Annotated in this window: 27 protein-coding genes and 1 tRNA gene; 11 read left to right on the forward strand and 17 right to left on the reverse strand. The window is 65.9% G+C overall.

Annotation, left to right across the window (positions count from 1 at the left end; genetic code table 11):
• Position 1 precedes the first annotated feature (1 nt).
• Positions 2-1666 (reverse strand): arginine--tRNA ligase, encoded by a 1665-nt coding sequence (gene argS / locus OK352_RS08995; protein WP_265141137.1) that lies wholly within the window; start codon positions 1664-1666, stop codon positions 2-4.
• A 107-nt stretch (positions 1667-1773) separates the two neighbouring features.
• Between argS and OK352_RS09000 the strand changes: the two genes are divergently transcribed.
• Positions 1774-2415 carry an arginyl-tRNA synthetase gene (locus tag OK352_RS09000; protein WP_265141138.1) on the forward strand — a complete coding sequence of 214 codons (642 nt, stop codon included), beginning with the start codon at positions 1774-1776 and terminating at the stop codon, positions 2413-2415.
• Positions 2416-2430: 15 nt separating this feature from the next.
• On the opposite strand, the gene OK352_RS09005 is transcribed toward OK352_RS09000, so the two are convergent.
• Positions 2431-3225, reverse strand: coding sequence for a transglutaminase-like domain-containing protein (locus OK352_RS09005; protein WP_265141139.1), 795 nt, complete (start codon positions 3223-3225; stop codon positions 2431-2433).
• Between the two features lie 157 nt (positions 3226-3382).
• On the opposite strand from OK352_RS09005, the gene OK352_RS09010 reads away from it, so the two are divergent.
• Positions 3383-3455: transfer RNA gene (locus OK352_RS09010), tRNA-Arg, on the forward strand.
• Positions 3456-3716: 261 nt separating this feature from the next.
• Here OK352_RS09010 and OK352_RS09015 read toward each other — a convergent pair.
• The 3 genes from OK352_RS09015 to OK352_RS09025 all read right to left on the reverse strand — a co-directional run bounded on the left by OK352_RS09015 (position 3717) and on the right by OK352_RS09025 (position 6477).
• Positions 3717-4667, reverse strand: a complete 951-nt coding sequence (locus OK352_RS09015; protein WP_265141140.1) for a M23 family metallopeptidase — start codon at positions 4665-4667, stop codon at positions 3717-3719.
• A gap of 174 nt (positions 4668-4841) precedes the next feature.
• Positions 4842-5681, reverse strand: a complete 840-nt coding sequence (locus OK352_RS09020) for a DUF3097 domain-containing protein (RefSeq protein WP_265141141.1) — start codon at positions 5679-5681, stop codon at positions 4842-4844.
• Positions 5682-5730: 49 nt separating this feature from the next.
• Positions 5731-6477: a gamma-glutamyl-gamma-aminobutyrate hydrolase family protein gene (locus tag OK352_RS09025; protein ID WP_265141142.1), complete on the reverse strand. Its 747-nt coding sequence runs from the start codon at positions 6475-6477 to the stop codon at positions 5731-5733.
• A gap of 175 nt (positions 6478-6652) precedes the next feature.
• Between OK352_RS09025 and OK352_RS09030 the strand changes: the two genes are divergently transcribed.
• The 4 genes from OK352_RS09030 to OK352_RS09045 all read left to right on the forward strand — a co-directional run bounded on the left by OK352_RS09030 (position 6653) and on the right by OK352_RS09045 (position 10152).
• Positions 6653-7384, forward strand: coding sequence for a PspA/IM30 family protein (locus OK352_RS09030; RefSeq protein WP_265141143.1), 732 nt, complete (start codon positions 6653-6655; stop codon positions 7382-7384).
• 106 nt (positions 7385-7490) lie between these two features.
• Complete coding sequence (locus OK352_RS09035) at positions 7491-8309, forward strand: arginase family protein (protein WP_265141144.1); 819 nt, start codon at positions 7491-7493, stop codon at positions 8307-8309.
• A 35-nt stretch (positions 8310-8344) separates the two neighbouring features.
• Positions 8345-9766: a dihydrolipoyl dehydrogenase family protein gene (locus OK352_RS09040; protein WP_265141145.1), complete on the forward strand. Its 1422-nt coding sequence runs from the start codon at positions 8345-8347 to the stop codon at positions 9764-9766.
• A complete protein-coding gene (locus OK352_RS09045; protein WP_265141518.1) occupies positions 9766-10152 on the forward strand; it encodes a Fe-S oxidoreductase in 387 nt (128 codons plus the stop codon). The genes OK352_RS09040 and OK352_RS09045 overlap by 1 nt, the downstream gene beginning before the upstream one ends.
• Positions 10153-10226: 74 nt before the next feature.
• On the opposite strand, the gene OK352_RS09050 is transcribed toward OK352_RS09045, so the two are convergent.
• From OK352_RS09050 to OK352_RS09080, 7 genes are all read right to left on the reverse strand, one after another.
• On the reverse strand, positions 10227-11252 hold the full coding sequence (locus OK352_RS09050; protein ID WP_265141146.1) for a FecCD family ABC transporter permease: 1026 nt from the start codon (positions 11250-11252) through the stop codon (positions 10227-10229).
• On the reverse strand, positions 11249-12256 hold the full coding sequence (locus OK352_RS09055) for a FecCD family ABC transporter permease (RefSeq protein ID WP_265141147.1): 1008 nt from the start codon (positions 12254-12256) through the stop codon (positions 11249-11251). The genes OK352_RS09050 and OK352_RS09055 overlap by 4 nt, the downstream gene beginning before the upstream one ends.
• Positions 12249-13268 carry an iron-siderophore ABC transporter substrate-binding protein gene (locus OK352_RS09060; protein ID WP_265141148.1) on the reverse strand — a complete coding sequence of 340 codons (1020 nt, stop codon included), beginning with the start codon at positions 13266-13268 and terminating at the stop codon, positions 12249-12251. The genes OK352_RS09055 and OK352_RS09060 overlap by 8 nt, the downstream gene beginning before the upstream one ends.
• Positions 13268-14281 (reverse strand): iron-siderophore ABC transporter substrate-binding protein, encoded by a 1014-nt coding sequence (locus OK352_RS09065; RefSeq protein WP_265141149.1) that lies wholly within the window; start codon positions 14279-14281, stop codon positions 13268-13270. The genes OK352_RS09060 and OK352_RS09065 overlap by 1 nt, the downstream gene beginning before the upstream one ends.
• A gap of 31 nt (positions 14282-14312) precedes the next feature.
• Positions 14313-15248, reverse strand: coding sequence for a siderophore-interacting protein (locus OK352_RS09070; protein WP_265141150.1), 936 nt, complete (start codon positions 15246-15248; stop codon positions 14313-14315).
• A gap of 311 nt (positions 15249-15559) precedes the next feature.
• Positions 15560-16024, reverse strand: a complete 465-nt coding sequence (locus OK352_RS09075; protein WP_265141151.1) for a siderophore-interacting protein — start codon at positions 16022-16024, stop codon at positions 15560-15562.
• A 22-nt stretch (positions 16025-16046) separates the two neighbouring features.
• The gene (locus tag OK352_RS09080; RefSeq protein ID WP_265141152.1) at positions 16047-16514 is read right to left on the reverse strand and encodes a carboxymuconolactone decarboxylase family protein; all 468 of its coding nucleotides are present in this window, start codon (positions 16512-16514) and stop codon (positions 16047-16049) included.
• A gap of 241 nt (positions 16515-16755) precedes the next feature.
• Between OK352_RS09080 and OK352_RS09085 the strand changes: the two genes are divergently transcribed.
• The 5 genes from OK352_RS09085 to OK352_RS09105 are packed head-to-tail and all read left to right on the forward strand — an operon-like array spanning position 16756 to position 21650.
• Complete coding sequence (locus OK352_RS09085; protein ID WP_265141153.1) at positions 16756-18243, forward strand: ABC transporter substrate-binding protein; 1488 nt, start codon at positions 16756-16758, stop codon at positions 18241-18243.
• Positions 18240-19193 carry an ABC transporter permease gene (locus OK352_RS09090; RefSeq protein ID WP_265141154.1) on the forward strand — a complete coding sequence of 318 codons (954 nt, stop codon included), beginning with the start codon at positions 18240-18242 and terminating at the stop codon, positions 19191-19193. Before OK352_RS09085 ends, OK352_RS09090 begins: the two co-directional genes overlap by 4 nt.
• Positions 19190-20065, forward strand: a complete 876-nt coding sequence (locus OK352_RS09095) for an ABC transporter permease (RefSeq protein ID WP_265141155.1) — start codon at positions 19190-19192, stop codon at positions 20063-20065. Before OK352_RS09090 ends, OK352_RS09095 begins: the two co-directional genes overlap by 4 nt.
• Positions 20062-20850, forward strand: a complete 789-nt coding sequence (locus tag OK352_RS09100) for an ABC transporter ATP-binding protein (protein WP_265141156.1) — start codon at positions 20062-20064, stop codon at positions 20848-20850. The genes OK352_RS09095 and OK352_RS09100 overlap by 4 nt, the downstream gene beginning before the upstream one ends.
• The gene (locus OK352_RS09105; protein WP_265141157.1) at positions 20847-21650 is read left to right on the forward strand and encodes an ABC transporter ATP-binding protein; all 804 of its coding nucleotides are present in this window, start codon (positions 20847-20849) and stop codon (positions 21648-21650) included. Before OK352_RS09100 ends, OK352_RS09105 begins: the two co-directional genes overlap by 4 nt.
• Positions 21651-21764: 114 nt before the next feature.
• On the opposite strand, the gene OK352_RS09110 is transcribed toward OK352_RS09105, so the two are convergent.
• From OK352_RS09110 to OK352_RS09130, 5 genes are all read right to left on the reverse strand, one after another.
• A complete protein-coding gene (locus OK352_RS09110; protein ID WP_265141158.1) occupies positions 21765-23192 on the reverse strand; it encodes an amidase in 1428 nt (475 codons plus the stop codon).
• Positions 23193-23363: 171 nt separating this feature from the next.
• Complete coding sequence (locus tag OK352_RS09115; RefSeq protein ID WP_265141159.1) at positions 23364-24050, reverse strand: uracil-DNA glycosylase; 687 nt, start codon at positions 24048-24050, stop codon at positions 23364-23366.
• Positions 24051-24055: 5 nt separating this feature from the next.
• On the reverse strand, positions 24056-24760 hold the full coding sequence (locus tag OK352_RS09120) for a Type 1 glutamine amidotransferase-like domain-containing protein (protein WP_265141160.1): 705 nt from the start codon (positions 24758-24760) through the stop codon (positions 24056-24058).
• Positions 24757-25257, reverse strand: a complete 501-nt coding sequence (locus OK352_RS09125; protein ID WP_265141161.1) for a phosphoribosyltransferase — start codon at positions 25255-25257, stop codon at positions 24757-24759. Before OK352_RS09125 ends, OK352_RS09120 begins: the two co-directional genes overlap by 4 nt.
• The gene (locus OK352_RS09130; RefSeq protein ID WP_265141162.1) at positions 25254-26030 is read right to left on the reverse strand and encodes an SDR family oxidoreductase; all 777 of its coding nucleotides are present in this window, start codon (positions 26028-26030) and stop codon (positions 25254-25256) included. Before OK352_RS09130 ends, OK352_RS09125 begins: the two co-directional genes overlap by 4 nt.
• Positions 26031-26036 lie beyond the last annotated feature (6 nt).

Consider the following 26036-nt stretch of genomic DNA (forward strand, 5'->3'; position numbering starts at 1 on the left):
ATCACATCCGCTCGGGTGCTGAGACCCCGAGGAGATCGAGGCCGTTGGCGATCACCTGACGCGAGGCATCGTTGAGCCAGAGCCGGGTGTGGTGAACATCTTCAATCGGGTCATCGCCTCGCGGGATCACCCGACAGTTGTCGTACCAGCGGTGATACAGGCCGGCGATCTCTTCCAGGTACCGGGCGACGCGGTGCGGCTCGCGCAGCTCTGCTGCCTGCGCCACGACGCGGGGGAAGTCCTGCAGTGCTCCGAGGAGCGCTCCCTCGGTCTCGTGCGTGAGGGTCTCCGGCGCGAACACGCTGCGATCGACTCCCGTTTCGGCGGCGTTGCGCCGCACCGCACAGGTGCGCGCATGGGCGTACTGCACATAGAACACCGGGTTGTCGTTGGTGCGCTTGCGCAGCAGCTCGGGGTCGAGGGTCAGCGGAGAATCGGCGGGCGAGCGGCCAAGCGAGTACCGCAGTGCGTCCGTGCCGATCCAGGACTGCAGGTCGTCAAGCTCGATGATGTTGCCTGCGCGCTTCGACAGGCGGGCGCCGTTGATGCTGACGAGTTGGCCGATGAGCACCTCGATGTCGCGCTCCGGATCGTCCCCCGCGGCTCCCGCGATGGCCTTGAGGCGGTGCACATAGCCGTGGTGATCGGCACCAAGCAGATAGATCTTGTGTCGGAACCCGCGGTCGCCCTTGTTGAGGTAGTACGCGGCATCGGCGGCGAAGTAGGTGTAGACCCCGTTCCCGCGGCGGATCACGCGGTCCTTGTCGTCGCCGAATTCCGTGGTGCGCACCCAGATCGCGTCGTCTTTGTCGTACACGTGGCCCTGTTCGCGCAGACGGTCGACGGCGGCGTCGATGTCGCTGCGCCCATCATCGCCCGCCGCGTGCAGCGTGCGCTCTGAGAACCAGATGTCGAAGTGCACGTTGAACCGGGTCAATGATGCCTTGATCTCGTCAAGCTGCAGTCCGTACGCGATCTCACGCGCCGTGCGCACCGCCTCGTCCTCCGGCATCTCGGTGAGCACGGGAACCTGCTCGACGACGGCCTCGGCGAGATCAGCGATGTACGCTCCCGGGTAGCCGTCTTCCGGTGTCGGCTCACCCTTCGCTGCCGCGAGTACGGAGCGCCCGAACGTGTCCATCTGGCTGCCTGCGTCATTGATGTAGTACTCGCTGGCCACTTCGGCACCGGATGCTGTCAGAACACGCCTGATCGAGTCGCCGAGTGCTGCCCAGCGCGTGTGGCCGATGTGCAGCGGACCGACGGGGTTCGCCGACACGAACTCGAGGTTGATCGATTCACCCGCGAGGCTCGTGTTGTGGCCGTAGGCGACGCCGGCGTCGACGATCGTCTTCGCGAGCTGACCAGCGGCGGCGGCCTCGAGCCTGACGTTGATGAATCCGGGCCCTGCGACCTCGGCGGAGGCGATGCCATCCGTCTTCTGGAGCTGCTCCACGATCTCCGTCGCGAGCTCGCGTGGGTTCGCTCCGAGAGTCTTCGCCAACTTCATGGCGATGTTCGACGCCCAGTCTCCGTGGTCACGGTTCTTCGGCCGCTCGATCGTGACCATGGACTCGGTGATTTCGGCCGATGCCCCCTCGCGGCGTCGATCGGCGATGGGAGCGAGAATGCCGAACAAGACGCGCGAAAGATCAGTTGGAGTCATGGTCACCGATTCTAACGTGAGCGGGACGCTGTTCTCGCGCGCCGGCGCCCGCTGTCTCGCAGCGCTTGGTACGCTCATGTCGTCGTTGACGTGTTCGAAGGGAATCCATGTCCGCCAGCAGCTCCGCTCTCCGTCGCAGCGCCCTGATCGCCCTGGCCGCTGCAAGTCTGACGTTGACGGCGTGCGCGCCTCCCGTCGGACCTGACGGTTCGCCGTCCCCATCGGCATCGACGTCGACACCGTCTGATTCCGAGAGCGCGCCTCCGGATGAGCATCGGGAAGATCCCGGTCAGCCGACGGCTCCGCCGACGTCGACGACACGACCGGATGCGGGTGAAGACGTCGGTCTTGCCTGCGACGACGTCATCACGCTGCAGCAGATGTACGACTTCAACCCCAATGTCAGCGCGCTGGGTCAGTACACCCCGGAGGCAGGCACGCTCGGCGATACCGTTGTGTCGTACAACGGGCTCACCTGCCGGTGGAGCAACAACACGAGCGGCCGCACCATCGATGTCGCGATCGCCAAGCTCGATCCCGAAACCCTCGCCGACCTATCCGCCGACGCGGCGAAGTCCGCTGAACCCGTGTCTGTCTATGGCGACGAGGGCTACTTCGGCCAGTCATCCGGCGTAGGAACGGCCCAGATCTTCACGGGCAGCTATTGGGTTGTCCTGTCGTCGAAGGACTTCACGACAGCTCGAGGAGCCGAGCAGCTTGCCGGATATGTCGTCGGTAATCTTCCGTAGTTCATGCCCCGGCGCCTATGGGAGAACGACGGCGGAGAGCTGATCGTCGACGACCGGAGTGTCGCTCACAGCGTTGACGTCGACCGATGACAGCCGCAGCGAACCAATGTGGTTCGTGAGGAAGGCGATGTCTGAGGCGTCCCGGCCCGTCGATATACGCACGAGCGATTGCCGCGGCGCGAGGCGCGTGGCATCGACGACGTTCCACCGGCCGTCGACCCAGGCCTCGGCGACGGCGTGGAAGTCCATGGGCCAGAGACCGGGAGCGTAAACAGCGGCCACGCGGGCAGGGACGTCACATGCCCGCAGCATCGTCACGACAACGTGAGCGAAGTCGCGGCAGACCCCGTGCCCGGCAGACAGTGTCGTGCGGGCGCTGTCTGTGCCCCGACTGGAGCCGGGGACGTACTCCAGTGTCTCGTGGGTCCACGTTGCAACGGCGTTGACGAGTGCGAGCCCGGAAAGTCCGGCGAACATCGATCGTGCCTGCTGGTACAGCGCGTCAGACTCCGCGTACCGGCTGGGTCGCAGGTAGCCGACGAGGTCGATCTCGCCCACGGGTTCGATCGGGCGGGCTCCGGCCACGTGGGCGGTGTAGAACACGTCATAGTTGCCCGCGTCTCCGGTGAAGCGCAGAATCCGTGTTCCGTGCCTGTCCACGATCTCCCTGGGCAGATATACCCGGCCGTTGTTCGTGAAGGTGAACGACTCGGAGCGGATCGGGGTTCCCGCGGCCACAGCGATCTGAAACAGCAGATCGCTCTGCCCTCCGAGGCTGAATTGCAGGTGAGCCGTGACGGTGCGCTCCATGTCTTCATCCTCACACCAGTCGACGCAATTGGTCAGGGGGAGAACTCCCCTGCGCCGTCTTCACGGCTGATGCACAGCCCTCCTTCGCGTCGCTTTCCGAGTGGGGCCCGCTGGGTGCTAGCCTAGGTTCGCAGCGATGCGTGTCATCGTCTGTTTTGCCTCCGTAGCTCAGCGGATAGAGCGCCGGTTTCCGGTACCGTAGGTCGCAGGTTCGATTCCTGTCGGGGGCACAAAACTGCCATGTGGCGACGCCGGGCGCACGACGTCTCCCGCCGAATCAGACGTCGTCTGCTCAGCTCTGCGTAGTCCACGACACCGTTGACGTACCGCACTGCCGGTGTCTCGAATACGTTGCTCGAGCCGACTGCTGAGCGACCCGGGCGCGCGAGGATCGCTGATCAGGAGCTCCCTGCCGGTTCGGGCGCTGCCCGCCTCTCAGGGCGCTATTCTCTCGTTCGAGCGCTGCTTGCCCGTTCGGACCGCAGCTGGACTCAGTACGCGCCGTTGGCCCGCAGCCAGGTGAGCGGGTTCACGAGTCCGCCGTTGATGCGGATTTCGATGTGCAGGTGGTTCGCCGTCGATCGTCCCGTGCTCCCCACAAGGCCCAGCACCTGGCCGGCGCTGACGTGCTGCCCGACCGCGACGCGACGTGAACCGTATGTCATGTGCCCGTACGTCGACTTGACCGTCTGCCCGTTGATCTGGTGCTCCACGACGACGGCGACACCGTAGCCGCCGTAGCTCTCCTGCGAGACGACGACGACGCCATCGGCGACCGCGCCGATCGGTGTTCCACCGGCGATCAGGATGTCCACTCCCTCATGGGAACCGCCGCGACTCATGAAGCCGTCACCGATCGTTCCCGGGCCGGGAAGAGGCCAGCGCACTGCACCGTCGCCTGCGATGGCCGAACCGACGTCTCCGCCACCCGAATTGCTGTTCGCCGCGTCTTTCTTCGCCTGCTCAGCGGCGCGTTTGGCTGCGGCCTCGGCCTCAGCCTTCTTGCGCGCGGCGTCAAGTTCTTCCTGCGTCGTCGCGCCGTAGACATCGCGCACAAGATTCAAGGCTGGCTCGACGGCGACACCCGAGGCATCGAGGGTCTGAGCGGACGCTGTCGCGATGTCATAATTCGACAGCTCAGATCCCGCCGACTCAGGCGAGGCGTATGACGGGAGGGCCATCGTCGCGAATAGTCCGGGTACGACGAGGCCCACGATGGCCGTCGAGGCCCAGGACCGAGCAATGCTCTTTCCCGAACGCCGGGGCCGCGCAGACGTCGGCTGGGGCGCGGGCCGTGAGGCTGATGCCGTGGCGGTCGCCGACCGAACAGTGCCGCGTGCCGAGGCGCGGCGATTCTCCATCGCGCGTCGTTCGCGGCGGGTGGCGGGTGCGTTCGGAGTGTCGTCAGAGGCCTCGGGCCCCGTCTCGAACGAATCAGTCACCGGTAAATCCTCCACACATGACACCATGAGCCGCCGGTGTGAACATTAGGGAATTCACTCCGCGCGATCGGCTCCGCCATGTGGGGGTCACTGGCTGCCTGTCATGCGAACTCATCCGAGGATACGGGAAGATAACGATTTGTGCACCCTGTTTCTTGCGATTCACGCAGATTTTCAGGAAGGCTCGGTGACGAAATCAATGAGTTGTTCGACGCGGCCCAGCAGTGCGGGCTCGAGATCCGTATACCGGGACACTCTACTGAGAATCCGTTTCCACGCGCGAGCGATGTCAGCTTGGTCCTCATGCGGCCAGCCGAAGGCCTCGCAGATGCCGTGCTTCCACTCCATGCTGCGGGGAACTGTCGGCCAGGCAGAGATGCCGAGGCGTTCGGGAAGCACCGACTGCCAGATATCAATGTACGGATGCCCCACGATGAGCACGTTCGCTCCGTGAGGAGAGCGCGCGACCTGCTCGGCGATGCGGCTCTCTTTCGATCCGGAAACCAAGTGGTCGACGAGCACGCCGATGCGCGCCGTCCGTGTGGGCGCAGCATCCCGAATGATGGAATCGAGGTCATCGATACCGCCCAGATACTCGACGACGACACCTTCGGCCCGCAAGTCGTCGCCCCATACCTTCTCGACGAGCTCGGCATCGTGCCGCCCCTCGACGAAGATCCGGCTCTGCCGGGCGACGCGCGCACGCTGATCGGGGGCCGCGAACGACCCGGATGCTGTGCGAGACGGCCCCGTCGCGCGAGGCCGTGCCTTCACGAGTTCCACCGGGCGACCGTCGATCATGAAACCGCGGCCGAGGGGAAACGCCCGAACCGCTCCGGCGTAGTCCTCGAGCTCGACGGTCTGACCCTCAACACCGACGACGGCACCGCACCAACCGCTTCCGGCGTCTTCGACGACGAGTCCTGTCTCGGCCTCCACTTTCGTGTGGGTCGGTCGTCCGCGGTTCTTCCAGTCGCCCGCGAGCACATCGGTTCCATAGCGATCTTCACTCACTTGCGGAACCCTAACCGCAATCGCCTGTCGGGGCACGCAGGCACCCCGATCAGGCGGCCAGTTGCCTCAGTGCCTCTCGTTCGAGGCCGTCGAGCAGCCTTTCCAGCTGATCTGCCGGAGCCATCGGAGCCTCGGGGTGCCACTGCACGCCCGTGATGGGGAGGATCTCGTGTTCGACGGCTTCGATGTGCCCGTCGTGCGACCAACCGATCGCACGCAAGCCCGGGCCGGGTCGATCCACGACCTGGTGGTGACCGGACTGCACGGTGATGTGCTCGCCCAGGCGCAGTGCGAGGGTGCTTGACCGCTCGAGCGACACCGGATGCTCGACGAGTGTGTACTCGACAGGCAGGTCGGTGAGACGGTGTCCGGACTCCTCCATGTGCTGAACGAGTGTTCCGCCGAAGGCCACGTTGACGACTTGATGGCCGCGGCAGATTCCCAGGAGCGGGGTGGCGCGCAACGCTGCCCTGCGCACGAGCGCAAGCTGGGCAGCATCCGCTGTTCGATAGTGCTTGCCCTCGCCCTCGTATCCGGGCTGACCGTCGTAGAACTCGGGGGCGATGTCTTCACCCCCCATGATGACGATGGCGTCGGCGGATGCTGTCGCATCGAGGAGCCCCTCTGTGCCCAGCCGCTCGGCCGTATACAGGCGTGCGTCCCAGCCGAGTGCCGTCGCATCCGAGACTGTCCGTCTGGTCATGCCACGCGTGTAGGCGTCGTATGCAGGGGCGTGCGGGCGGGCGTCGGTCACTTCGACGACGGCCAGCTGCAGCGTCCGGTCTGTGGCGTCCACGGCTCCTCCTCTCGCGTCGGTCAATTCTCTCTCGCACCCGCCCGAACTGCGACCGCCAGTGTCACAGTCGGTCATACCACCCGCGAACCTCGCAGGAAATCAAAAAGTACTGGCACGTAGAATCGAGCCTGACACGAACGATGGCCGTTCCGTCGGCTGTGACGAGAGGGAGCACATGAGCAAGCAGACCATCTTCGGGCGCATCGCGCAGCTTGCCCGAGCCAACATCAATTCGATTATCGATTCTGCTGAAGATCCGCAGAAGATGCTCGATCAAATGGTTCGTGACTACACAAACAACATCGCCGAGGCCGAGAGCGCCATTGCCGAGACGATCGGGAACCTGCGCATGCTCGAGCAGGATCACAAGGAGGACGTCGACGCGGCCCGCGATTGGGGAACGAAGGCGCTTGCCGCCAGCCGGCGCGCCGATCAGATGCGCTCCGAGGGCGACACGGCGGGTGCCGACAAGTTCGACAACCTCGCGAAGGTTGCGCTCCAGCGTCAGATCGGGTCGGAGAACGAGGCACAGGCTGCCGAGCCGCAGATCGCGTCGCAGAACCAGGTCGTCGAGCAGCTCAAGAATGGCCTGAACGGCATGAAGGAGCGGCTCGAGCAGCTGAAGACGAAGCGCAATGAGCTCGTGGCACGCCAGAAGACCGCGCAGGCGCAACTCAAGGTGCACGATGCCATGAAGAGCATCGACATCATGGATCCGACGAGCGAGGTCAGCCGTTTCGACGAGAAGATTCGCCGCGAAGAGGCGAAGGTGCTCGGCCACCAGGAGCTCGCCGCGTCGAGCCTCGACGCGCAGTTCGAAGAGCTGGAGGATCTGGGCGAGCTCACCGAAGTCGAGGCACGCCTCGCGGCGCTGAAGAGTGGCGGGAATGCATCGCTTGAGTCCTGACCACGGCACGGCTGGCGGGCACCGGACTTTCCGGTGCCCGCCGTACGTTCGCGGCGGGCGAGAATTGGATGCTGTGGCCAGTGCCCCGCCGACGCATACTTGAACAATGACGGCTTTCATGGTGGTTCCGCAGTGGCAGGGTTCGTCATCGTCACGAGCGATGCAGCTGATCGACGGGGCCGAGGCAATCAGAGGCGATCTTCCCTCGCGTGCGACAACCGACATCGAGGTCCCGGCGGGAGCGGGAGATGCGCTCGACACCGGTATCAGCCGGTTCACCTCCCTCGTCACCGTACGTGAGCGGCTGCGCGAGCAACTGAGCGCAACGACCGACACGGCAGTCAGCATCGGCGGCGGCTGCGGCATCGAGGTCGCCGCCATCGACCAGGCAATGGAGCGCACGGACGAAGATCTGGCCGTGCTCTGGCTGGACGCCCACCCCGACCTGCATACTCCCGAGTCCTCCCCCACGGGTGCCTTCGACGGAATGGCCCTGCGTGCTGTGCTCGGTGAGGGGCACGACGTCCTCGCCGCATCTCACCCCATCGATCAGGAGCGCATCGTGCTTGGCGGCATCCGATCTGTCGACCCCGCCGAAGCCGAGTACCTCGACACGTCTGAGCTGCGGGCGCTGAACGCCGATGAGACGGACCGGATCGTCGACGCGCTGACCGATACCGGTGCATCACAGGTCTACGTGCATATCGACCTCGATGTGCTCGACCCGGCAGATATCGGCGGAACACACTGGGCCGAGCCCTTTGGGATTCCCCTTTCACAACTCGGCGATCTCATCGGACGTGTGCGAAACGCGTTCGCTCTCGCCGGAGCCGGGATCACCGGATTCGCCCCCGCCTCCCCCGCCGCGGCGACCGATGATCTCCCGGCGATCCTGCGCGTGCTGAGCGCCCTGACACGTCGCTGAGTCCGCCCAGGACCTGACGCGGGTAGTGTCGGATTATGAGTGAGTACGACGTCGTTGTCATTGGTGCGGGCCCCGTCGGCGAGAACGTCGCCGACTATGTGGTGCAGGCCGGTCTGACCTGCGTGATCGTGGAGCGCGAGAAGGTCGGAGGTGAATGCTCCTACCGAGCGTGCATTCCCTCGAAGGCGCTGCTGAGGCCGGGAGTGGCCCGCCAGGCCGCTCTCGACGTCGATGGTGCGGCCCAGGCTGTTACACGTGGGCTCGATGTGGCCGCTGTGCTTGCCCGGCGTGATTCGTTCACGGGGCGCGGCGACGACTCGGGTCAGGTCTCGTGGCTCGCTGACGCCGGCATCGACCTGGTGCGTGGCGCGGGGCGTCTCGTCGGCAAGCGCACCGTCGAGGTGACGAGCGCCGGGGGAACGACGACGCTCGAAGCAGGGGTGGCCGTCGCTGTCTGCACGGGATCTGACGCGCGGATCCCGGAGATTCCTGGCCTCGACGAGCTCGAGGTGTGGACGAGCCGGGACGCTACGGTCACCGAGGAGATTCCGGGCTCGCTCACGATTGTCGGAGGCGGTGTCGTGGCGTCTGAGCTCGCCACAGCGTTCGCCGCGCTCGGGTCGTCTGTCACCGTCGTCGCCCGCAACGGGCTGCTGAGCGGCCACGAGCCTCTCGCCGGTGATGCCGTCACGGCCCGGCTGCGGCACTCCGGCGTAACCGTACTGACCGCAGATGTGCAGAGCGCCGCGGCAACGCAGGACGGAGCCGAGCTGACATTGTCCACAGGCGAGACGGTCACTGCCGACCGCGTGCTGATCGCGACGGGACGCGCGCCCGGAACACGCGATCTCGGCCTCGAAACCGTCGGGCTCACACCAGGCGACTGGATCGATGTTGACGACACGATGCTCGCGACGGAGGCCTCAGCCGATTGGCTGTACGCCGTCGGAGACGTCAACAAGCGCGCACAGCTCACGCATCAGGGGAAGTATCAGGCGCGCGCGGCCGCCGCGGCCATCGTCGCGCGAGCAGCGGGAGACGTTCCCGATTCCCGAAACTGGGCACCGGCCGCAGCGACGGCCGATCACGCCGCCGTGCCGTCTGTCGTGTTCAGCAGCCCGCAGGTCGCATCGGTCGGCATCACCTCGCAGGCGGCTCAGGATGCCGGTGTGACAACGCGCACGATCGACATCGACCTGGGGTCCACCGCGGGCGGCGCGCTGCACGCCGATGGCTATGAGGGCACGTTCCGCGCGGTCATCGATCTGGAGAGGGATGTTCTGATCGGTGCCACGTTCGTCGGCGACGACGTGGCGGAGATGCTGCATGCGGCGACGATCGCCGTCGTGGGTGAGGTTCCGCTCCACCGTCTGTGGCACGCCGTGCCCGTGTTCCCCACGATGAGCGAGGCCTGGCTGCGAGTGCTTGAGGCGCTCCGGCAGCCGGAGAACTCGTGATGCGTCGCATCCTCACAAACTCTCCCCTCAGCCTGCTCGGCTACGCCTACGGCACGCTCGTTGGGCTCGTCTGGGGGTTCATCTGGTCAACGGGCCGCGTCGAACGGCGGGGCGGACTGTTCATCTTCCGAGGCATGCCGGAGTGGACGTTCGGGCGGGGTGGGGCGTGCGTAGGAGCCTGCTATCTGACGAACACGAACGTGACAGATGATGTTCTCGAGCACGAGGCCGTGCACAAGCAGCAGTGGCGCACATTCGGGCTGCTCTTTCCGATTCTCTACGCGCTTGAGGGCTTCAACCCGCTGACGAACCGGTTCGAGATCGAGGCGGGGCTTGAAAAGGGCGGCTATCTGCGGAAAACGCGAGGGTCACGCCGACAGAGCTGACCCAGCGTCGCACGTTCGTCGTCACACGGCAGCACAGCGGCGGGGACCGGGCCGGCGTCGCAAGAGCGGCATTCTCAGAGTGCGCCTTTTCGCCATTGCGACACGAGGAGCCAGCCGAGGAAGACTCCCCCGATCATCGCCGTCACAACCCCGACGGGCAACTGCTGCGGCAACGGCGAGAACTGCACGATGATGTCGGCGACGACCAGCAGGGCTGAGCCGGTGAGCCCCGCAACCACCGGAGACTGCGATCGCGCCACGACTCGCGCCAGATGCGGAGCCATCAGGGCGATGAACGCAATCGGCCCGCAGACGGCCACGCCTCCGGCGGCCAGCACGATGGCGATGATCACCGCGCCCGTCCGCGTCCGCGACGCCGAGGCGCCCACGCCATCGGCGATATCGTCCCCCATCTCAACGATGGCGAGACGCCGCGAGACCACGAGCGCTGCCGTGCCACCGACAAGGAGCACGACAGCGATGACGGCGACGTCCTGCAGATTCCGCGCCTCGAGACTGCCGTTCAGCCAGGTCGCCAGCACTGTCGCCTGCTCACGCTTGATGCGCGTCAGTACGAACTGCACAAACGACAGAGCGATGGCCTGCACACCGATGCCTGCGATGATCAGCTTGCCCGGGGACGAGAGCCCTGTGCCGGTCGCCACGGAGACGATGCCAATCGCGACGACCGCGCCGATGACTGCCCCGACAGGGAGCGGCACGATTCCCGGCCACAGTACGCCGAACCCCACAGCGCCCGCAGAAGCGCCGGCCGTCAGACCGATCACGTCGGGGCTTCCCAAAGGGTTGCGCGTCACGCGTTGAAAAAGCGAGCCGCTGACGCCGAAGGCCGCTCCCGCGCCGATGGCGACGAGCAGTCGCGGCCCGCGCAGCGTCTTCACGACAAAGCTGGCCGCACCCGAATCGGCGACGAGCGCCGACGGCAGTTCGGTCGGCGGGACCCCCAGATCTCCGAGTCCGAGCGCGAGAATGCCCAGTACGGCGATGAGCACCACGAGGACGGCCCCGACGAGGAGGGAGCGCGTGTGCAGGACCAGAGAGATTCGCGTGCCAATGCGCAGAGTGCGACGCCCCGTCATGCACGATCACCCCGCAGTCGGCGCAGGGCGATGAACAGTGCCGGTGCCCCGACGAATGCCGTCATCACGCCGACCATGATCTCGTCAGGCCGAGCGATCACTCGCCCGAGAACGTCGGAGAGCACGAGAAGCACGGGACCGAGCAGAACGCAGAGCGGGAGCAGACGGCGATGATCGGGCCCGGAGACGGAGCGGGCGATGTGAGGGACGGCGAGTCCGACGAAGAGCACAGGTCCGACGCCAGCTGTGGCTGCCCCCGCCAGAATCGCCACCGCCACACCGCTCAGCAACCGGACCACGATGGGACGCTGGCCGAGGGAGGTCGCGATGTCGTCTCCAAGAGCGAGCATGTTAAGACCGGGCGCCAGCAGGAACGCCAGCACGAGACCGACGATGATGAAGGGCAGGATCAGCCAGGCCTGGTCAAGACTGCGCCCGGCAAGCGAGCCGACGACCCAGAAGCGGTAGGCATCGAAGACCTCGGGAAGACTGAGCGATACCGCTTGCACGTAGGCCGAGAAAACGGCAGTCACGACGGCTCCGGCCAGGACGATGCGCGTCGTCGCGCTCCGGCCGTGCGCCGACCCCAGCGCGTACACAAGCACAACGGATACGACGGCACCGAGAAGCGCGAGCCAGATGTAGCCGGTGACCGTCGCCCCGAAGAACGCGATGCCCGTCACGATCGCCGCCGCCGCGCCGACATTGATGCCGAATAGGCCAGGATCCGCGAGAGGGTTGCGCGTCACGCCCTGCATGACACCGCCCGCGACAGCCAGCGCTGCGCCGACAAGCACGCCGAGCACCGTCCGCGGCACACGACTGGCCAGCACGGCGTCGACGTAGTCGTCTCCGTGCCTGGTCAGTGACGCAATGACCTGCTGCGCCTCGAGCGGCTTCGACCCGACGGCGAGGCTCAGAACAATAGCGAGGCCGAGCAGCACGACGGCGGCCGCCACGCCCCAGGCGTAGCGGCCGGCGCTGTGCCGTCGGCGCTCAGCCATCGACGTGTGAGACGCCCTCCGAGATCAACGGCAGGTACTCGTTGAGCGCCCACGGAACGCTGAGCGGAGTCAGAACGCTCGTCGCCATGCCCAGCTCTCTGTTCGAGATGAACTCGACGACGGCGCCCTGCTGCACTGCGGGAATCTGCTGCCAGAGCTCTTGGTCGACAACGCTCGCCTTCTCATCATCAGAGTTGTACCAGGTGAACAGCACATCCACATCGTCGAGCATGTCAGCGTTTTCGATCCCCAGCGTCGCCGTGAATGTTCCCTCGTCCGGCGCAAGATCGGCCACAGCGGGATCCAGTTCGAACCCGAGAGCTGTGAGAAGGTCCACACGCGGGTCCCCGTCCAGGTACACGGAGAGCTCCCCCGGCTTCCCGGCGTACACGTAGGCGAACGAGACACCGTCGAATTCTGGATGCTCGGACGCCGCGGCCGCGAGCTGGTCATCGATGTCGCCGATGAGCGTGTCAGCATCGTCGGCGCGGCCGAGCGCTGTCGCCACCGTGGAGATCTGCGTCTTCCAGTCGGTCTGCCAGGCAGCATCCGGGTAGGCGACCGTCGGGGCGAGCTCGGACAGGATGTCGTACTGATCCTGCGTCAGCCCGGACTGCGGGGCGAGGATGACATCGGGGTCTGCCGAGATGACAGCATCCATGTCGATCTCCGGGTAGACCGAGAACGTCTCGGGCACGGTGTCGCCGTTTTCTTCAATCGCGTCGCGCAACCACGGGAGGATGCCGTCGTCATCACCGGCCCAGGTGTCCTCCTCAATTGCGACGGGGGTCTCACCGAGCGCAACGACGATGTCGGGTGTTCCCCAGCCGATCGAGACGATGCGTTCCGGCTTCTCGGGGATCTCGGCTGTGCCCAGAGCACTGTCGATCGACACGGGGAACGCGCCATCACCCGAGGGGGCGTCATCGGCGGTGTCCGATGCGCTGGAGCAGCCGGTCAGGGCCAGGGCGACGACGGCGGCAGCAGCTGCGCCGCGGATCAGGCGATTCATCAGAGGTTCTCCAGTGCGTGATCGATGAGGGAGGTGTAATCGTCGAGGACCCACGGGACGCTCAACGGAGTGATGAGGCTGGCCGCCGTCACGAACTGGTGGTCGTAGATGGTGACATCCGAGCCGCGCTCGATGGCGGGAATCTGAGCGTACAGCGGCTGCGACTCGATTTCGGCCTGTGAGTCTTCATCGCTGAACCAGGTGAACAGCAGGTCCGTGTCGTCGAGAGCGTCGGCGTTCTCAAGTCCGAGTGTGCTGGATGCCGTGCCCTCGTCAACGGGCAGATCCTCGATGAACGGCGCCGGCGTGAGACCCATGAGCTCAAGAATCGCGACACGCGGCTCGTTCGGTTGGAAGACTCCGAGCGTTCCCGGCGTCGACGTGTACGTGTAGGCGAACGTGGTTCCGCTCCACTCCGGGTGTGCCTCGGCGACGGAGCCGAGGGTGTCGCGGATCTCCTGCGTGAGCGCGGCGGCCTCGTCCGCGCGTCCGAGCGATTCGCCGATGAGGCTGATCTGCTCGTCCCAGGGCGTGCTCCATGCCTGGCCGGGGTAGGCGACGGTGGGGGCGAGGTCGGACAGCACATCGTACTGATCCTGCGTCAGCCCGGACTGCGGGGCGAGAATCACGTCCGGATCCGCGGCGATGATCGTATCCATGTCGATCTCCGTTCCGGTCTCTATGAGTTCCGGAAGCGTGTCGCCGCGCTTCTCGATGGCTTCGCGCACCCAGGGCTGGTAGCCCTCGGCATCTCCGCCCCAGGGGTCGGATTCGATCGCCACCGGGGTCAGCCCGAGCGCCACGACGGTGTCTGCCGTCCCCTGCCCCAGCGTCACGATGCGTTCGGGCCGCTCGGGAATCTCAGCGGTGCCGAGGGCGCTGTCAATGCTGACGGGAAACGCTGAATCCGCGGATTCGTCCGCCGTCTTATCCGACGACGAGGCGCAGCCGGTGACGGCGGCGAGAGTGGCAGCCACGAGAAGAGCGCTGCCGAGCGCGCGCAATGAAGACACAGGTGTCCTTTCGAATGAGGGGTGTCTGGGCTCAGCCTTCGGCTTTGCCGAGCCGCCAGTAACCCATGAAGGCGACGGACCGGCGATCGAGGCCGCACTCAGAGACGAGATACCGGCGAATCGTCTTGACCGCGGAGGCCTCGCCCGCAATCCAGGCGTACATGTCCTCGGGTCCCGGCGCAGCCGTGACATCGGGAACGTCCCAGAGGATTTCGCGATTGATATCGACGTCGTCGAGGTCGACGGAGGATCCCGCCACCGCGCGCACATGCTCGCCCACCCAGTCACGGACGGCTGAGACGAGGCCGAGTCCGTAGTCACGATGCGGTGACATGCGCGGGATCCACTGGATGACCATGCCGGCCGGCGCATCGAGCGTCAAAATGTCGTCACGGCTCGGAACCTCGAGGAACACGCGCCCGACAGCTGAATCCGGAAGCTGCTCGAGAATCGCGCTGATGGCGGGAACGGCGGTTTCGTCCCCGGCGATCAGCAAGTGTCGGGCAGACCCCGGGTTCCAGGTCAAACCGGAGCCCCGCACGCTGCTGCGCGCGTCTGGTCCCACGATGATTGCGCGGTCGCCAACCGTGGCGTGCAACGCCCAACGAGAGGCTGGGCCGCCATCGCCGTGCGCGACAAAATCGACGTCGAGTTCGCGCTCGGGCACGCGGATGGCGCGAATCGAGTAGGTGCGGAAGTCGTTGCGCTCATGATCGGGCAGCGCGCGCCAGTCGGTGTACCAGTCCCGTCCCATCGGGAACGTCTCGAATCCTGTGTCAGGAAGTGGCAAGACGACTTTGATCCGCTGATCGAGGCCTTCGGTTCCGAAGTGCGCCAGATCGTCACCGGTGAATGTCACGCGCGTGAAGTGCGGGCTGAGTTCTCGAATCCTCCGGACGCGGAGGTCAAAGTTGCTGAACGCCGGGCGCTCCTGGGTCAGCTCTGCAGCATCCGTCGAGTGAGTCACCCTTCCAGTATGGGTTGCCTAACCTAAATCACGCAAGTGCGTTGGTGCTCACACGTCGCGCACATGGGGCGTCTGGCCTGCGCGCTCCCGATCCCCGCGAGCGATCGCGAGGTCTTCCGTTTGGGTCGCGGGCACCTCTCTACCGGTGACGATCGAGCGGATGCTGTCGAACATCGCCGACGCAGGACGCACGGGGTTGTCGTTCTCGAGCCGCCGCCTACGCGCGAACGCACCAGCGGCAATGTGTCGTCAGTGCTCAGAGTGACGTCAATGTTCAGTGTGACATCGGGCATCCGATGCGTCGCCAGCGCTCAGCGACTGAGTCCGTAGGCCACCGGCGCCGTGATGCTGTGGGGGTCCACGCCGAGGTCCGAGACGAGGTGCTCGTGCACAGCGGCGACGCCCCGATAGTGTCCCGCAAGCCAGATGTGCGGAGTGTCACTCGTGGCATAGAGCATCTCATCGGACCACGCGTTCACCGCTCGCCCGAGTGCTTCCCCGGCCGCGCACGCTGTGCCTGTGCCGGGAGCTCCCGATCGTGTCTGCCGAGTCAGCCAGGTGACGGTCATACGCGTCGGAACGTCGATGCTGCCAATGTCGGCACCCGATTCGACCTCAATGAACACTCGTCCGCGCGCACAGTACGGAACGGCCTGGAGTGCGGCCTCAAGCTCGGCGAGCGACGTCTCGTCTGCCGTGAGCAAGTACAGGTGCCCCAGGCCGCGAGGGTCGCGTCGCGCGTGCGCGCCGACGCCGCGTGTTCGAGTCTGCGTCATGATCTTCTTAGTATAGCCACACCTAACCTGGCTGCGGTTCGATGTCGTAGCGCCCAGTGATCGCAATGCGGTTGAACGAGTTGATCGTCACGATCACCCACACGAGGGCGGCATACTGTTCCGCGGTGAACAGCTCGGTGGCCTCGCGGTACACGTCATCGGGCAGCTGCCCGTCGTGGATGAGCGTGATCGCCTCCGTCAGCCTCAGCGCAGCGCATTCTCGCGGCGAGAACAGGCCGGCTTCCTGCCACGCAGGCAGAACGGCGACGCGCTGCGCGCTCTCGCCAAGCTTCGCGAGCGAGCGCGCGTGGACGTCAAGGCAGTACGCACATCCGTTGATCTGCGACGCCCGCATCTGAACGAGCTCGGTGAGAATCGGATCGATGCCCGCGTCAGACGCGATCGAGCCGACCGTTGTCGAGAGCTCTCTGAGCGCAGCGTATGCGTCGCGGTGCGTCCGTGACGGGTGAATGCGAGATGATGGGGCCATGCATCACTACTGTAGCCGCGTCGCGTGTGCACCGGCAGTGAAGCGTCGAGGATGTCGAGATGTGACGGGTCGGGTGCGTCATTCAACTCGACACGGGGCACAATGTTCACGAGGATGATCCCTGTGTATACGCTCGAGTCATCTCGGAGTCTCGCTCCGAACGTCACGGCTGCTCGTCGGCGCGTCGGGCACCCGGCTCCTGGGCACGACCGATGAGCCCGATCGAAAGGATCCACCGCGTATGAGAACCCTTTATGCCGCACTCGGCATTGCCGCGATCTCAGCCCTCGTGCTGAGCGGCTGCAGCGGCCAGGGCGACGAGTACAGCGGGTCAGAGGGTGAGTCTGTCACGGTCGGGCTCGTCCTCGAGCCGACTGACCTCGATATTCGGCGCACCTCCGGGGCCGCTCTCGACCAGGTTCTCATTGACAACGTGTACCAGGGACTGGTGTCGCGCACGCCGTCTGGCGATATCGTCGACACGATCGCGGCGTCGCACTCGATCAGCGATGATGGACTCACCTACACGTTTGACATCAACGACGGTGTCACGTTCCACAACGGTGATGACCTGACCGTCGACGATGTCGTGTGGTCACTCACGCAGGTGAAAGACGATGCAGAGCTGCGGGATCACGAGCTGCTGTCCGCGGTCACGAAGATCACCGCCACCGACGACGACACGGTCACCCTGACGCTCTCCGAGCCCGACTCCAATCTGCTCTGGAACCTCAGTGGACGCGCGGGACTCGTGCTCGATGAGTCAGCGGACAACGACCTGTCGACCACGGCGAACGGCACGGGCCCGTTCACACTCGAGGAGTGGAAGCAGGGTGACTCGATCACCCTCGCACGCAACGACGATTATTGGGGGGATGCCGCCAAGGTCGGCGAAGTCGTCTTCGTGTATATCGGTGACACCACTGCAGGAGTCAACGCGGCACTCGCGGGCGATCTCGATGTGCTGACGGCCGTCGACCCGAATCTGCAGACTCAGTTCGAAGGCACCGATTTCACGGTGCACGAGGGAAAGACGACGGATAAATACACACTCGCGTTCAACAACCAGCGCGAGCCTCTTGACGATGTGCGCGTGCGCGAGGCGCTGCAGCTCGCTGTCGATCACGCGGCGGTCATCGACGCAATCGGAGGAGCCGGCGTGGAGATGGGCGGCCCGATCCCGCCCCTCGACCCCGGCTATGAAGATCTCACATCGCTGCGCCCGTACAACCCCAAGAAGGCCAAGAGTCTCCTGGCCGACGCCGGAGTCGACGACCTCTCGCTGACGCTCACCGTCCCCAACATCTATGGCACAACCGTCGCCAACGTTCTCGTGTCGGCGTACAAGCAGATCGGGGTGACCCTGACCGTCGATTCCGTCGAGTTCTCGACGTGGCTCAACGACGTCTACACGAATCACGATTACGACCTGAGTTTCGTCGATCATCTGGAGCCGCGCGACTTCGGCAACTGGGCGAACCCCGACTACTATTTCGGCTACGACAACACAGACGTCCAGAAGCTTTACACCGAGTCAGTGCGCGCAACGGATCCCGAGACCGCCAACGAGAAGCTTGCCGAGGCAGCCCGCATCGTCGCTGAGGATCACGCAGCAGACTGGCTGTATAACGCCCTCACGCTGACGGCGATCCACGAGGGCATCTCGGGCTTTCCGACCGACTCCCCCAACGCCCGCCTCGATCTGAGTTCGCTGTCCGTGACCACGTGATTCGGTTCGTCATCACCCGCCTCGCCCTGCTTCTGCTGGGCCTGCTCGTCGCAAGCGCACTCATCTTCGCGACGCTCCGGATTCTGCCCGGCGACGTCGCGCAGGTGATCGCCGGTACGGACAGCACACCCGAACAGGTGGAAGCGATTCGCAGCTCAATGGGTTTCGATCAGCCGCTCCTCACTCAGTACATCGACTGGATCTCGGGCATCGTGACCGGCGACCTGGGCCATTCAATGCTCACCGGCGCCTCCGTCACATCGCAACTCGTCGAAAAAGCGCAGGTCACCTTTCCCCTGACGGTGATGTCGCTTGCGATCGCGCTGATCATCGCGGTGCCCCTCGGCATCCTGTCGGCGCTCAAACGCCGCACGTTCACGGGGTCGGCCATGAGCATGGTGTCACAGGCGATTGCCGCTGTTCCCGTGGTGTGGGCAGGGATGCTGCTCGTCGTCGTCTTCGCCGTCGGTCTCGGCTGGTTTCCACCGCAGGGCTTCCCGCGGGATGGCTGGGACGAGCCGGCGCGTGCGCTCTACGCGCTCATCCTCCCTGCGCTCACGATCGGCGTCGTCGAGGGAGCAGTGCTGCTGCGCTTCATCCGTTCGGCGGCCCTCGAAGCTCTCGGGCAGGATTACGTGCGCACCGCGGCCGCCAAAGGGTTGACGCGGACCCGCGCCCTCATCACTCACGGCATGCCCAACGTCGCGCTCACTGTCGTCTCGGTTCTCGCCCTGCAGATCGCGGGCCTCCTTGTGGGCGCTGTGATCATCGAGCAGCTCTTCACGCTGCCCGGAATTGGGCGGATGCTGGTGACCGACGTCGGCAATCGCGACCTTGAGAAGGTGCAGGGCGACGTTCTCGTGCTGACGGGCCTCGTGCTCGTCCTCGGAACCGTTGTCGACATCGTCGCCCGTCTGATCGACCCGAGGCAGCGAGAGGCGGCGGCATGACGACGACCGTTCCGATCGTGAGACAACGTGGGTGGGCGCGAACGTTCATCCGCAACCCGGCCGGAGTCTTCGGCCTGGTGACGACGGTGGCGCTCGTCTCGTGTGCCCTGCTGTCGATCGTGTGGACGCCGTATGATCCCGTGCACACAGACGTTCTCAGCAAATGGCACCCGCCCTCGTCAGCGCATCTGCTTGGCACAGACAATATCGGGCGCGACATCTTCAGCGTCCTGCTCGCCGGCTCACGAGTCACGCTGCAGGTCGCCGTCGGCTCCGCACTCGTCGCCGCCGTCGTCGGCGTCGTCTTCGCGGCGCTCGGTTCTCTCACTGCCCGCTGGTTCCGCGAGATCATCGCCGTGCTCATCGACATCCTCATCGCATTCCCGACCCTGCTCATCGCCATGATGCTCGCATCGGCGCTCGGCGGATCGATCATGGTCGTCATCGTCGCCGTCGGCATCAGCTTCGGAGTGAACGTCGGGCGGGTGTCGCGGCCGGAGATCCGACGCGTCTCGCGGTCGGAGTTCGTGACAGCGGGCATCGCCGCGGGGCTCGGCCCGGTGCGGAATCTCACACGACACACGCTGCCGAACGTCGCGCCTGTGTTCATCGTTCAGCTCTCGTGGTGCATGGCCGTCGCCGTCCTCGCTGAGACCGGGCTCTCCTATCTCGGCTATGGTGCCCCCGTCTCAACGCCGTCGTGGGGCCGCGTCCTCGCCGAGCTGCAGAGCTACATCGGCATCCACCCTCTTTCTGTCGTGTGGCCTGGGCTGGCGATCACCATCACGGTGCTGGGATTCAATCTGCTCGGCGACGGGCTGCGTGACGCAACGGATCCGCGGCTCGGTCGGCCGGAGGTGATCACCGCATGACGCTCAGGGCACGTGACCTGACGGTCAACATCGGCGGCAGGACCGTTGTCGATGCCGTTTCCTTCGATGTGGCAGACGGCGACCGGCTTGGCATCATCGGCGAGTCCGGCTCGGGCAAATCGATGACGGCACTCGCCATGCTCGGGCTGCTGCCTGACGGCGCGACGGCGACCGGCAGCATCCGGCTCGATGATCGCGAGATTCTCGGTCTGCCCGACCGTGAGCTGGCACGCCTTCGCGGCTCGCGCATCGGAATGGTGTTTCAGGAACCGCGCACCTCGCTCAACCCGATCCGTACGATCGGTCGCCAGATCATGGAACCTGTGCGCATCCACCAGCGTCTGGGCCGTGCGGAGTGCCGGTCGCGCGCGCTGGAGCTTGCGAAGCTTGTCGCGCTCAATGATCCCGAGACGTTGCTCTCGCGCTACCCCCACCAGCTCTCCGGCGGTCAGCGCCAGCGCGTCGGCATTGCCATCGCTCTCGCCGCCGAGCCGCAGCTGCTGATCGCGGACGAACCCACAACGGCGCTCGACGTGACCATCCAGGCCGAGATCCTCGAGCTGTTCGACCGCCTCGTCGATGCACTCGGCACCTCGCTCATCTTCATCACTCACGACCTCGCCGTGCTGCAGTCCATCGTCGCCCGCGCTCTCGTACTCGAACGAGGACAGGTGGCAGAATCGGGCAGCGTCGAGGATCTGCTCCGAGCACCCGCCTCCCCCATCGCCCGGCGGATCGTGGATGCTGCGCGCGCGACGAGCTGGCAGAAGCCGGAGGCCCCATGACCGCCCCACTCCTGCGTGTCTCCGAGCTGTCTCGCAACTACGCCGACAGGCGCGAGGCGCTGTTCGCGCCGCGCCGCGTCACGCACGCGCTCGAACCCACGAGCCTCGATATCCACGAGGGACGCTCACTGGGGGTCATCGGCGAATCAGGGTCGGGAAAGTCGACGCTCGTGCGGCTGATGCTCGCGCTCGACAGTCCGACGACGGGCACTGTGGAATTTCGGGGTCGGGCCGTGTCACGCGGTCGTCGCGCTGCCTGGTTCCGTCGGCAGACGGGAATCGTTTTTCAGGATCCGTACGCGTCGCTCGATCCGCGGATGACCGTCGGGCGCATCGTCTCTGAACCGCTCTGGGGCCTGCGCATTCCCGGTGACCACAGGCAACGCGTTCTCGAGGTTCTGGATCAGGTGGGCCTCGATGCCGAGATGGCGGGACGTTACCCGCACGAGTTCTCGGGCGGACAGCGCCAGCGGATTGCTCTGGCCAGGGCCATCGTGCACAAGCCGTGCATGCTCGTTGGCGATGAGCCCGTGAGCGCTCTGGACGTCACGGTGCGCGCCCAAATTCTAGAGCTGCTGGCGGGGCTGACCACCGAGCTGGGACTCACGCTCGTTCTGGTCTCGCACGACATCGGGGTGGTGCGGGATCTCTGCGAGGACGTCGCCGTCATGACCGACGGACGCATCGTGGAGCAGGGCGCGACCGCGCACGTGCTCGCTGCCCCGCAGCATCCGTACACGCGCCGGCTTCTCGACGCCGTGCCCGTCCTCGACATCCCGGATGCGCCGACGCACGAGTGATCCTCGCGGTGCCCGAGCTGTACAGGGTCATGAGTAGTTTTTGCGAGAACCGGTGAGCGTTTGTCTCATGGCATGGTCACGTGCGAAAGGGTCAGGGTTCGTGGCATGAGGTGGTCACGCGAGAGCGGGGCGGCGCTCATGCCAGCGGATGCGGCGCTCCAGCTGTGCTCCGAGCGCGAACAGCGTCGCCTCTCCACCCGGCTGACCGATCAGCTGCACACCCATCGGCAGCCCCTTGGCTGTCTGGGCAACGGGCAGCGTAATGGCGGGGAGTCCTGCGACGTTCACGAACGAGGTGTACGGCTCGTACTCGCACTGCTGGCGGAAGTTGTGCTCGGCGTCTTCCGGATCGAACCAGCCGAGCGGGCGCGGTGTGAGAGCGAGCGTCGGCGTCATCACGGCGTCGAATCGAGAGAACTGCGAGATGACGCTGCGCTCGAAAGCGTTGAGGGCGGCGAGCACGGCGATCAGCTCCCGTGCGGACATCGCGCGGCCCCGCTCCACCAGGTGGCGGGTCAGCGGCTCGAGCTCGATCAGCTGCTCGCCGTCGACCGGGAGCGACGCTGCCGACGCATGCCAGAGCGCCTGGAATCGTTCCGCGTAGCGGCCATCGTGTTCGAGCGCGAACTCCTCGACGCCGTGTCCCATATCGGAGAAGAATCGCACGGCCTCGTCAACCGCGGAATCTGCCTCCGGATCGACGACGATGTCGAGCTCGTCATCGAACGGCGTGTTCGTCATGACGCCCAGCTGAAAGCGCCCTTCGCCGCGCACCGCTGACCCGAGCAGCTCGCCCGTCACCTGCTCGGGGGCGCGCAGCGTGTCGTGATGCATGATCCGCCCGTTCACCCGACCGATCATGCCGTCGAGAAGCAGCGCCGTGTCGGCGACGGTGCGTGCCAGGGCGCCGCCCACAGACAGCCCGCCGAGGGAGGTGTTTCCGCTCGCCGCCGGGATCAGCCCGCGCGAGGGTTTGATGCCGACGAGCCCGCATGCCGCCGCCGGAATACGAATGGAGCCCCCGCCGTCGCTTCCGGGTGCGAACGGCAGAATCCGTGCGGCGACGGCCGCTGCCGCTCCCCCGCTCGACCCGCCGACGCCGAGAGAAGGATCCCACGGGTTGCGCACGGGACCGGTCGCGAGAGGCTCCGTATAGCCGGCGAGACCGAACTCGGGCGTCGCTGTCTTGCCGATGCTGACCGCGCCCGCCGCGTCGAGAACATCGACGAGTTCATCGGATGCCGCCGCCGCGACGCCCGGGAACAGCCGCGATCCGAAACCCGTCGGAACCCCGGCGCGGTTGACGAGGTCTTTGTCAGCGAGTGGGAGACCCCACAGCATCCCCGTGCTGTCCTGAGACTCTTCGACGTCTCGCGCGCGCTGCCTTGCAGCATCCGGAGTCAGTGTCGTGAGGGCGTTGATACGCGGGTTGAGACGCTCGGCTCGCTCAAGAGCGTGTTCGGCCACCGTCGTCGGCGTGGTCTCACCCCGCTGAAGCGACTGCCAGAGGTCCAGGGCTCCGAGGTCATGAAGTTCCGACATACACCGAGGCTACCCACTCCGGCTTCGCCGTGGCTCAGCCGACGCGCTGCCGTCCCTGTGACGCGCTCTGTCAGCGTTCGCACCCGGCACCGCGGTGCCCAGCCTCCCGTCGCTTGTGCGCCCCCAATGGCCATTTTCCGGTGCCACGTCGAACCGTTGGGGACGCAGGAATCAGGGGGCGACGCGCCAATCGACGTCAGCGGCGCCCTGCTGTGCGAGCAGTTCGTTCACGCGTGAGAACGGCCGCGAGCCGAAGAAGCCACGCGACGCAGACAGTGGGCTCGGGTGCGCGCTGGCAACGACGGGCGTCTGCCCCAGCATGGGCTGCAGATTCTGCGCATCGCGACCCCACAGCAACGCCACAAGCGGAGCATCGCGCTCGACGAGAACCCGAATAGCGTGTTCGGTGACGGCTTCCCACCCCTTGCCGCGATGCGACGCCGGGGACCCGGGCGTCACCGTCAGCACGCGGTTGAGCAGCATGACCCCGTTCCGCGACCACGCGGTGAGGTCGCCCGTCGCGGCTGGCGGGATGCCGAGATCGTCGTTCAGCTCACGGTAGATGTTCTGCAGACTGCGCGGAAGCGGTGACACGTCGGGGTCGACGGCGAACGAGAGCCCGATCGGGTGCCCCGGAGTCGGGTACGGGTCCTGACCGACGATCAGCACACGCACGTCGGCGAGCGGCTGCTCGAATGCTCGCAGAACCTGGCTTCCGCGCGGCAGGTAGCCGCGCCCGGCCGCGGTCTCGGCACGCAGAAAGTCCCCCATCTGCGCAATCGTGCCCGCGACAGGTGCGAGGGCCTCGGCCCAACCAGGGTCCATCGAACCGGATGCTGCCAGCTCTGGCAGCGTCATGGGGCTCACGATGCCGCCGCCGTCGACACGGTCACACCGTGCTCCCCGGGCATCACCTGCCAGATCGAGCCGGTTCCCTGCACATGCAGACCACCATCGGTCACGACAAGCGCTGTGTCCTCATCGATCGCGACGCCTCCTGAGACGAGCCCCGCTTCGGTCGCGGCGATAAGCCGTGAGACGGTGCCCCATTGAGCGGCGTGCACGTCGATCGTGATGTCGACGAGGCCGATGCCCTCGGCGATCTCGAGCTCAGCCGTGCCGTCGCCAATCTCTTCGGGAGCCACCGCGACACCACCGATGCTGTGCCCGGCGACGAGTGCTTTGTCCGCAGCAATGAGGGCGCCAGCCGACGTGCCGAAAAAGGGAGTGCCTTCGGCGACGCGACGACGAATCTCGCCGATGACGGGTTGCAGAGCGCGCAGATACTCCCGCGGATCTCCTCCCGAGACATAGATGGCATCGATGTCGACGAAGTCGGCGAGCGCTGCCTCCTGCTGCGCGTCGTACTCGCGCACAACCGGTTCGCAGGGGCCTGCGTCGCTGAGAGCATCGGCCACCTCGTCTGGAGTCGTCCGACGAAAGGCCCGCCCGGTGTAGATCACGGCGATGCGCGGCACGTCGGCGCCCCGGCGGGCGCTGCTGACCGCAGCATCCGCAATGAAATCGGCGAGCGGGGCATCGCCCCCTCCACTCAGATAGATGCTCATGCGGTGGCCTCCGCGTCATGGGCACCGGCGTTGACCGGCGGGAGCGCCGACCACGGGAACGTGATCCACTTATCGGTGCGGCGCCAGACGAAGTCCGGCTCGAGAACGGTGCGCGGCTTCGAGTAGAGGGTGACGGATCGCACGTCGGCGCCGTGCGTGCCGAGAAGCTCGACGACGAGCGCGAGTGTCTTGCCCGAGTCGGAGACGTCATCGACGAGCAGGACGCGTTTGCCGTTCAGGCTCGGCGCGTCGAGCGCGGGCGGGAGGACGACCGGTTCCGGAAGCGTCTCGTGGATGTCTGTGTAGAACTCCACGTTAATGCTTCCGCAGCTCTTCGTGCCGAGCGCATACGCGATCGAACCAGCGAGTAGCAGCCCGCCGCGCGCGACGGCGACGACGATGTCCGGTCGGTATCCGCCGTCGAGCACCTGACGAGCCAAGTCGCGTGATGCGGCACCGAAGTCGTCCCAGCTGAGTACTTCTCGTTCATCGCTCATGTGGTGACCTTCAATTCTCCTCTGACGAGTTTGTGCGGTGCCGCCTGGGCGACGGGTTTTACGGTGATCTGGTCGATGTTGACGTGTGCGGGCAGTTCGAGGGCGTGCACGATCGTCTCGGCGATGTCATCGGCGGTGAGCGGGTTCGGCACGTCGGCGTAAACAGCATCCGCCGCCTGTTTGTCGCCGCCGAGGCGCACGAGCGAGAACTCCTCGGTGTGCACGAGGCCGGGCGCTACATCGATCACCCGGATCGGCTCACCGGCGAGTTCGAGGCGCAGAGCCTGAAGCAGGGCGCGCTGCCCGAACTTGGCGGCGTTGTACCCGCCGCCCTTCTCATAAGCCACCTGCCCGGCAATCGAGGTGATGCCGAGAATGGATGCTGCGCGGCCCTGCTCGATGGAGCGACGCAGCACCGGCAGCAGCGCCGACACCACGCGCTTCGTGCCGAGGACGTTCACGTCGAACATTCGCGCCCAGTCGTCGACAGATGACTCTTCAACTGTCGCGAGCCCGAGGGCCCCACCCGCATTGCTGACGACGACGTCAGCACCGCCGGTGTCGGAGATGTAGGCGGCGAGCGCGTCGACATCCTGCTGGTTCGTGACATCGCACACGCGCACATCTGCGCCGGTCTGTCTCTTCAACTCGTCGAGCCGGTCTGCCCGCCGAGCGACGCCCACGACATCCCATCCGTGTTCAACGAGTCGGGCGACAGTCGCCCATCCGATTCCCGAGCTTGCTCCTGTAACGACGGCGCGGCGAAAGGTCATGCGTCA

Source organism: Microbacterium sp. MPKO10 (genome assembly GCF_026107415.2).
Taxonomy (GTDB): Bacteria; Actinomycetota; Actinomycetes; order Actinomycetales; family Microbacteriaceae; genus Paramicrobacterium.

Excerpts from the sequence above, each read along its gene's own strand:
- argS (WP_265141137.1), bottom strand. The coding sequence starts at position 1,666 with ATGACTCCAACTGATCTTTCGCGCGTCTTGTTCGGCATTCTCGCTCCC.
- OK352_RS09000 (WP_265141138.1), top strand. The coding sequence starts at position 1,774 with ATGTCCGCCAGCAGCTCCGCTCTCCGTCGCAGCGCCCTGATCGCCCTG.
- OK352_RS09005 (WP_265141139.1), bottom strand. The coding sequence starts at position 3,225 with ATGGAGCGCACCGTCACGGCTCACCTGCAATTCAGCCTCGGAGGGCAG.
- OK352_RS09030 (WP_265141143.1), top strand. The coding sequence starts at position 6,653 with ATGAGCAAGCAGACCATCTTCGGGCGCATCGCGCAGCTTGCCCGAGCC.
- OK352_RS09035 (WP_265141144.1), top strand. The coding sequence starts at position 7,491 with ATGACGGCTTTCATGGTGGTTCCGCAGTGGCAGGGTTCGTCATCGTCA.
- OK352_RS09040 (WP_265141145.1), top strand. The coding sequence starts at position 8,345 with ATGAGTGAGTACGACGTCGTTGTCATTGGTGCGGGCCCCGTCGGCGAG.
- OK352_RS09045 (WP_265141518.1), top strand. The coding sequence starts at position 9,766 with ATGCGTCGCATCCTCACAAACTCTCCCCTCAGCCTGCTCGGCTACGCC.
- OK352_RS09050 (WP_265141146.1), bottom strand. The coding sequence starts at position 11,252 with ATGACGGGGCGTCGCACTCTGCGCATTGGCACGCGAATCTCTCTGGTC.
- OK352_RS09055 (WP_265141147.1), bottom strand. The coding sequence starts at position 12,256 with ATGGCTGAGCGCCGACGGCACAGCGCCGGCCGCTACGCCTGGGGCGTG.
- OK352_RS09060 (WP_265141148.1), bottom strand. The coding sequence starts at position 13,268 with ATGAATCGCCTGATCCGCGGCGCAGCTGCTGCCGCCGTCGTCGCCCTG.
- OK352_RS09075 (WP_265141151.1), bottom strand. The coding sequence starts at position 16,024 with ATGACGCAGACTCGAACACGCGGCGTCGGCGCGCACGCGCGACGCGAC.
- OK352_RS09080 (WP_265141152.1), bottom strand. The coding sequence starts at position 16,514 with ATGGCCCCATCATCTCGCATTCACCCGTCACGGACGCACCGCGACGCA.
- OK352_RS09085 (WP_265141153.1), top strand. The coding sequence starts at position 16,756 with ATGAGAACCCTTTATGCCGCACTCGGCATTGCCGCGATCTCAGCCCTC.
- OK352_RS09095 (WP_265141155.1), top strand. The coding sequence starts at position 19,190 with ATGACGACGACCGTTCCGATCGTGAGACAACGTGGGTGGGCGCGAACG.
- OK352_RS09100 (WP_265141156.1), top strand. The coding sequence starts at position 20,062 with ATGACGCTCAGGGCACGTGACCTGACGGTCAACATCGGCGGCAGGACC.
- OK352_RS09105 (WP_265141157.1), top strand. The coding sequence starts at position 20,847 with ATGACCGCCCCACTCCTGCGTGTCTCCGAGCTGTCTCGCAACTACGCC.
- OK352_RS09110 (WP_265141158.1), bottom strand. The coding sequence starts at position 23,192 with ATGTCGGAACTTCATGACCTCGGAGCCCTGGACCTCTGGCAGTCGCTT.
- OK352_RS09115 (WP_265141159.1), bottom strand. The coding sequence starts at position 24,050 with ATGACGCTGCCAGAGCTGGCAGCATCCGGTTCGATGGACCCTGGTTGG.
- OK352_RS09120 (WP_265141160.1), bottom strand. The coding sequence starts at position 24,760 with ATGAGCATCTATCTGAGTGGAGGGGGCGATGCCCCGCTCGCCGATTTC.
- OK352_RS09125 (WP_265141161.1), bottom strand. The coding sequence starts at position 25,257 with ATGAGCGATGAACGAGAAGTACTCAGCTGGGACGACTTCGGTGCCGCA.
- OK352_RS09130 (WP_265141162.1), bottom strand. The coding sequence starts at position 26,030 with ATGACCTTTCGCCGCGCCGTCGTTACAGGAGCAAGCTCGGGAATCGGA.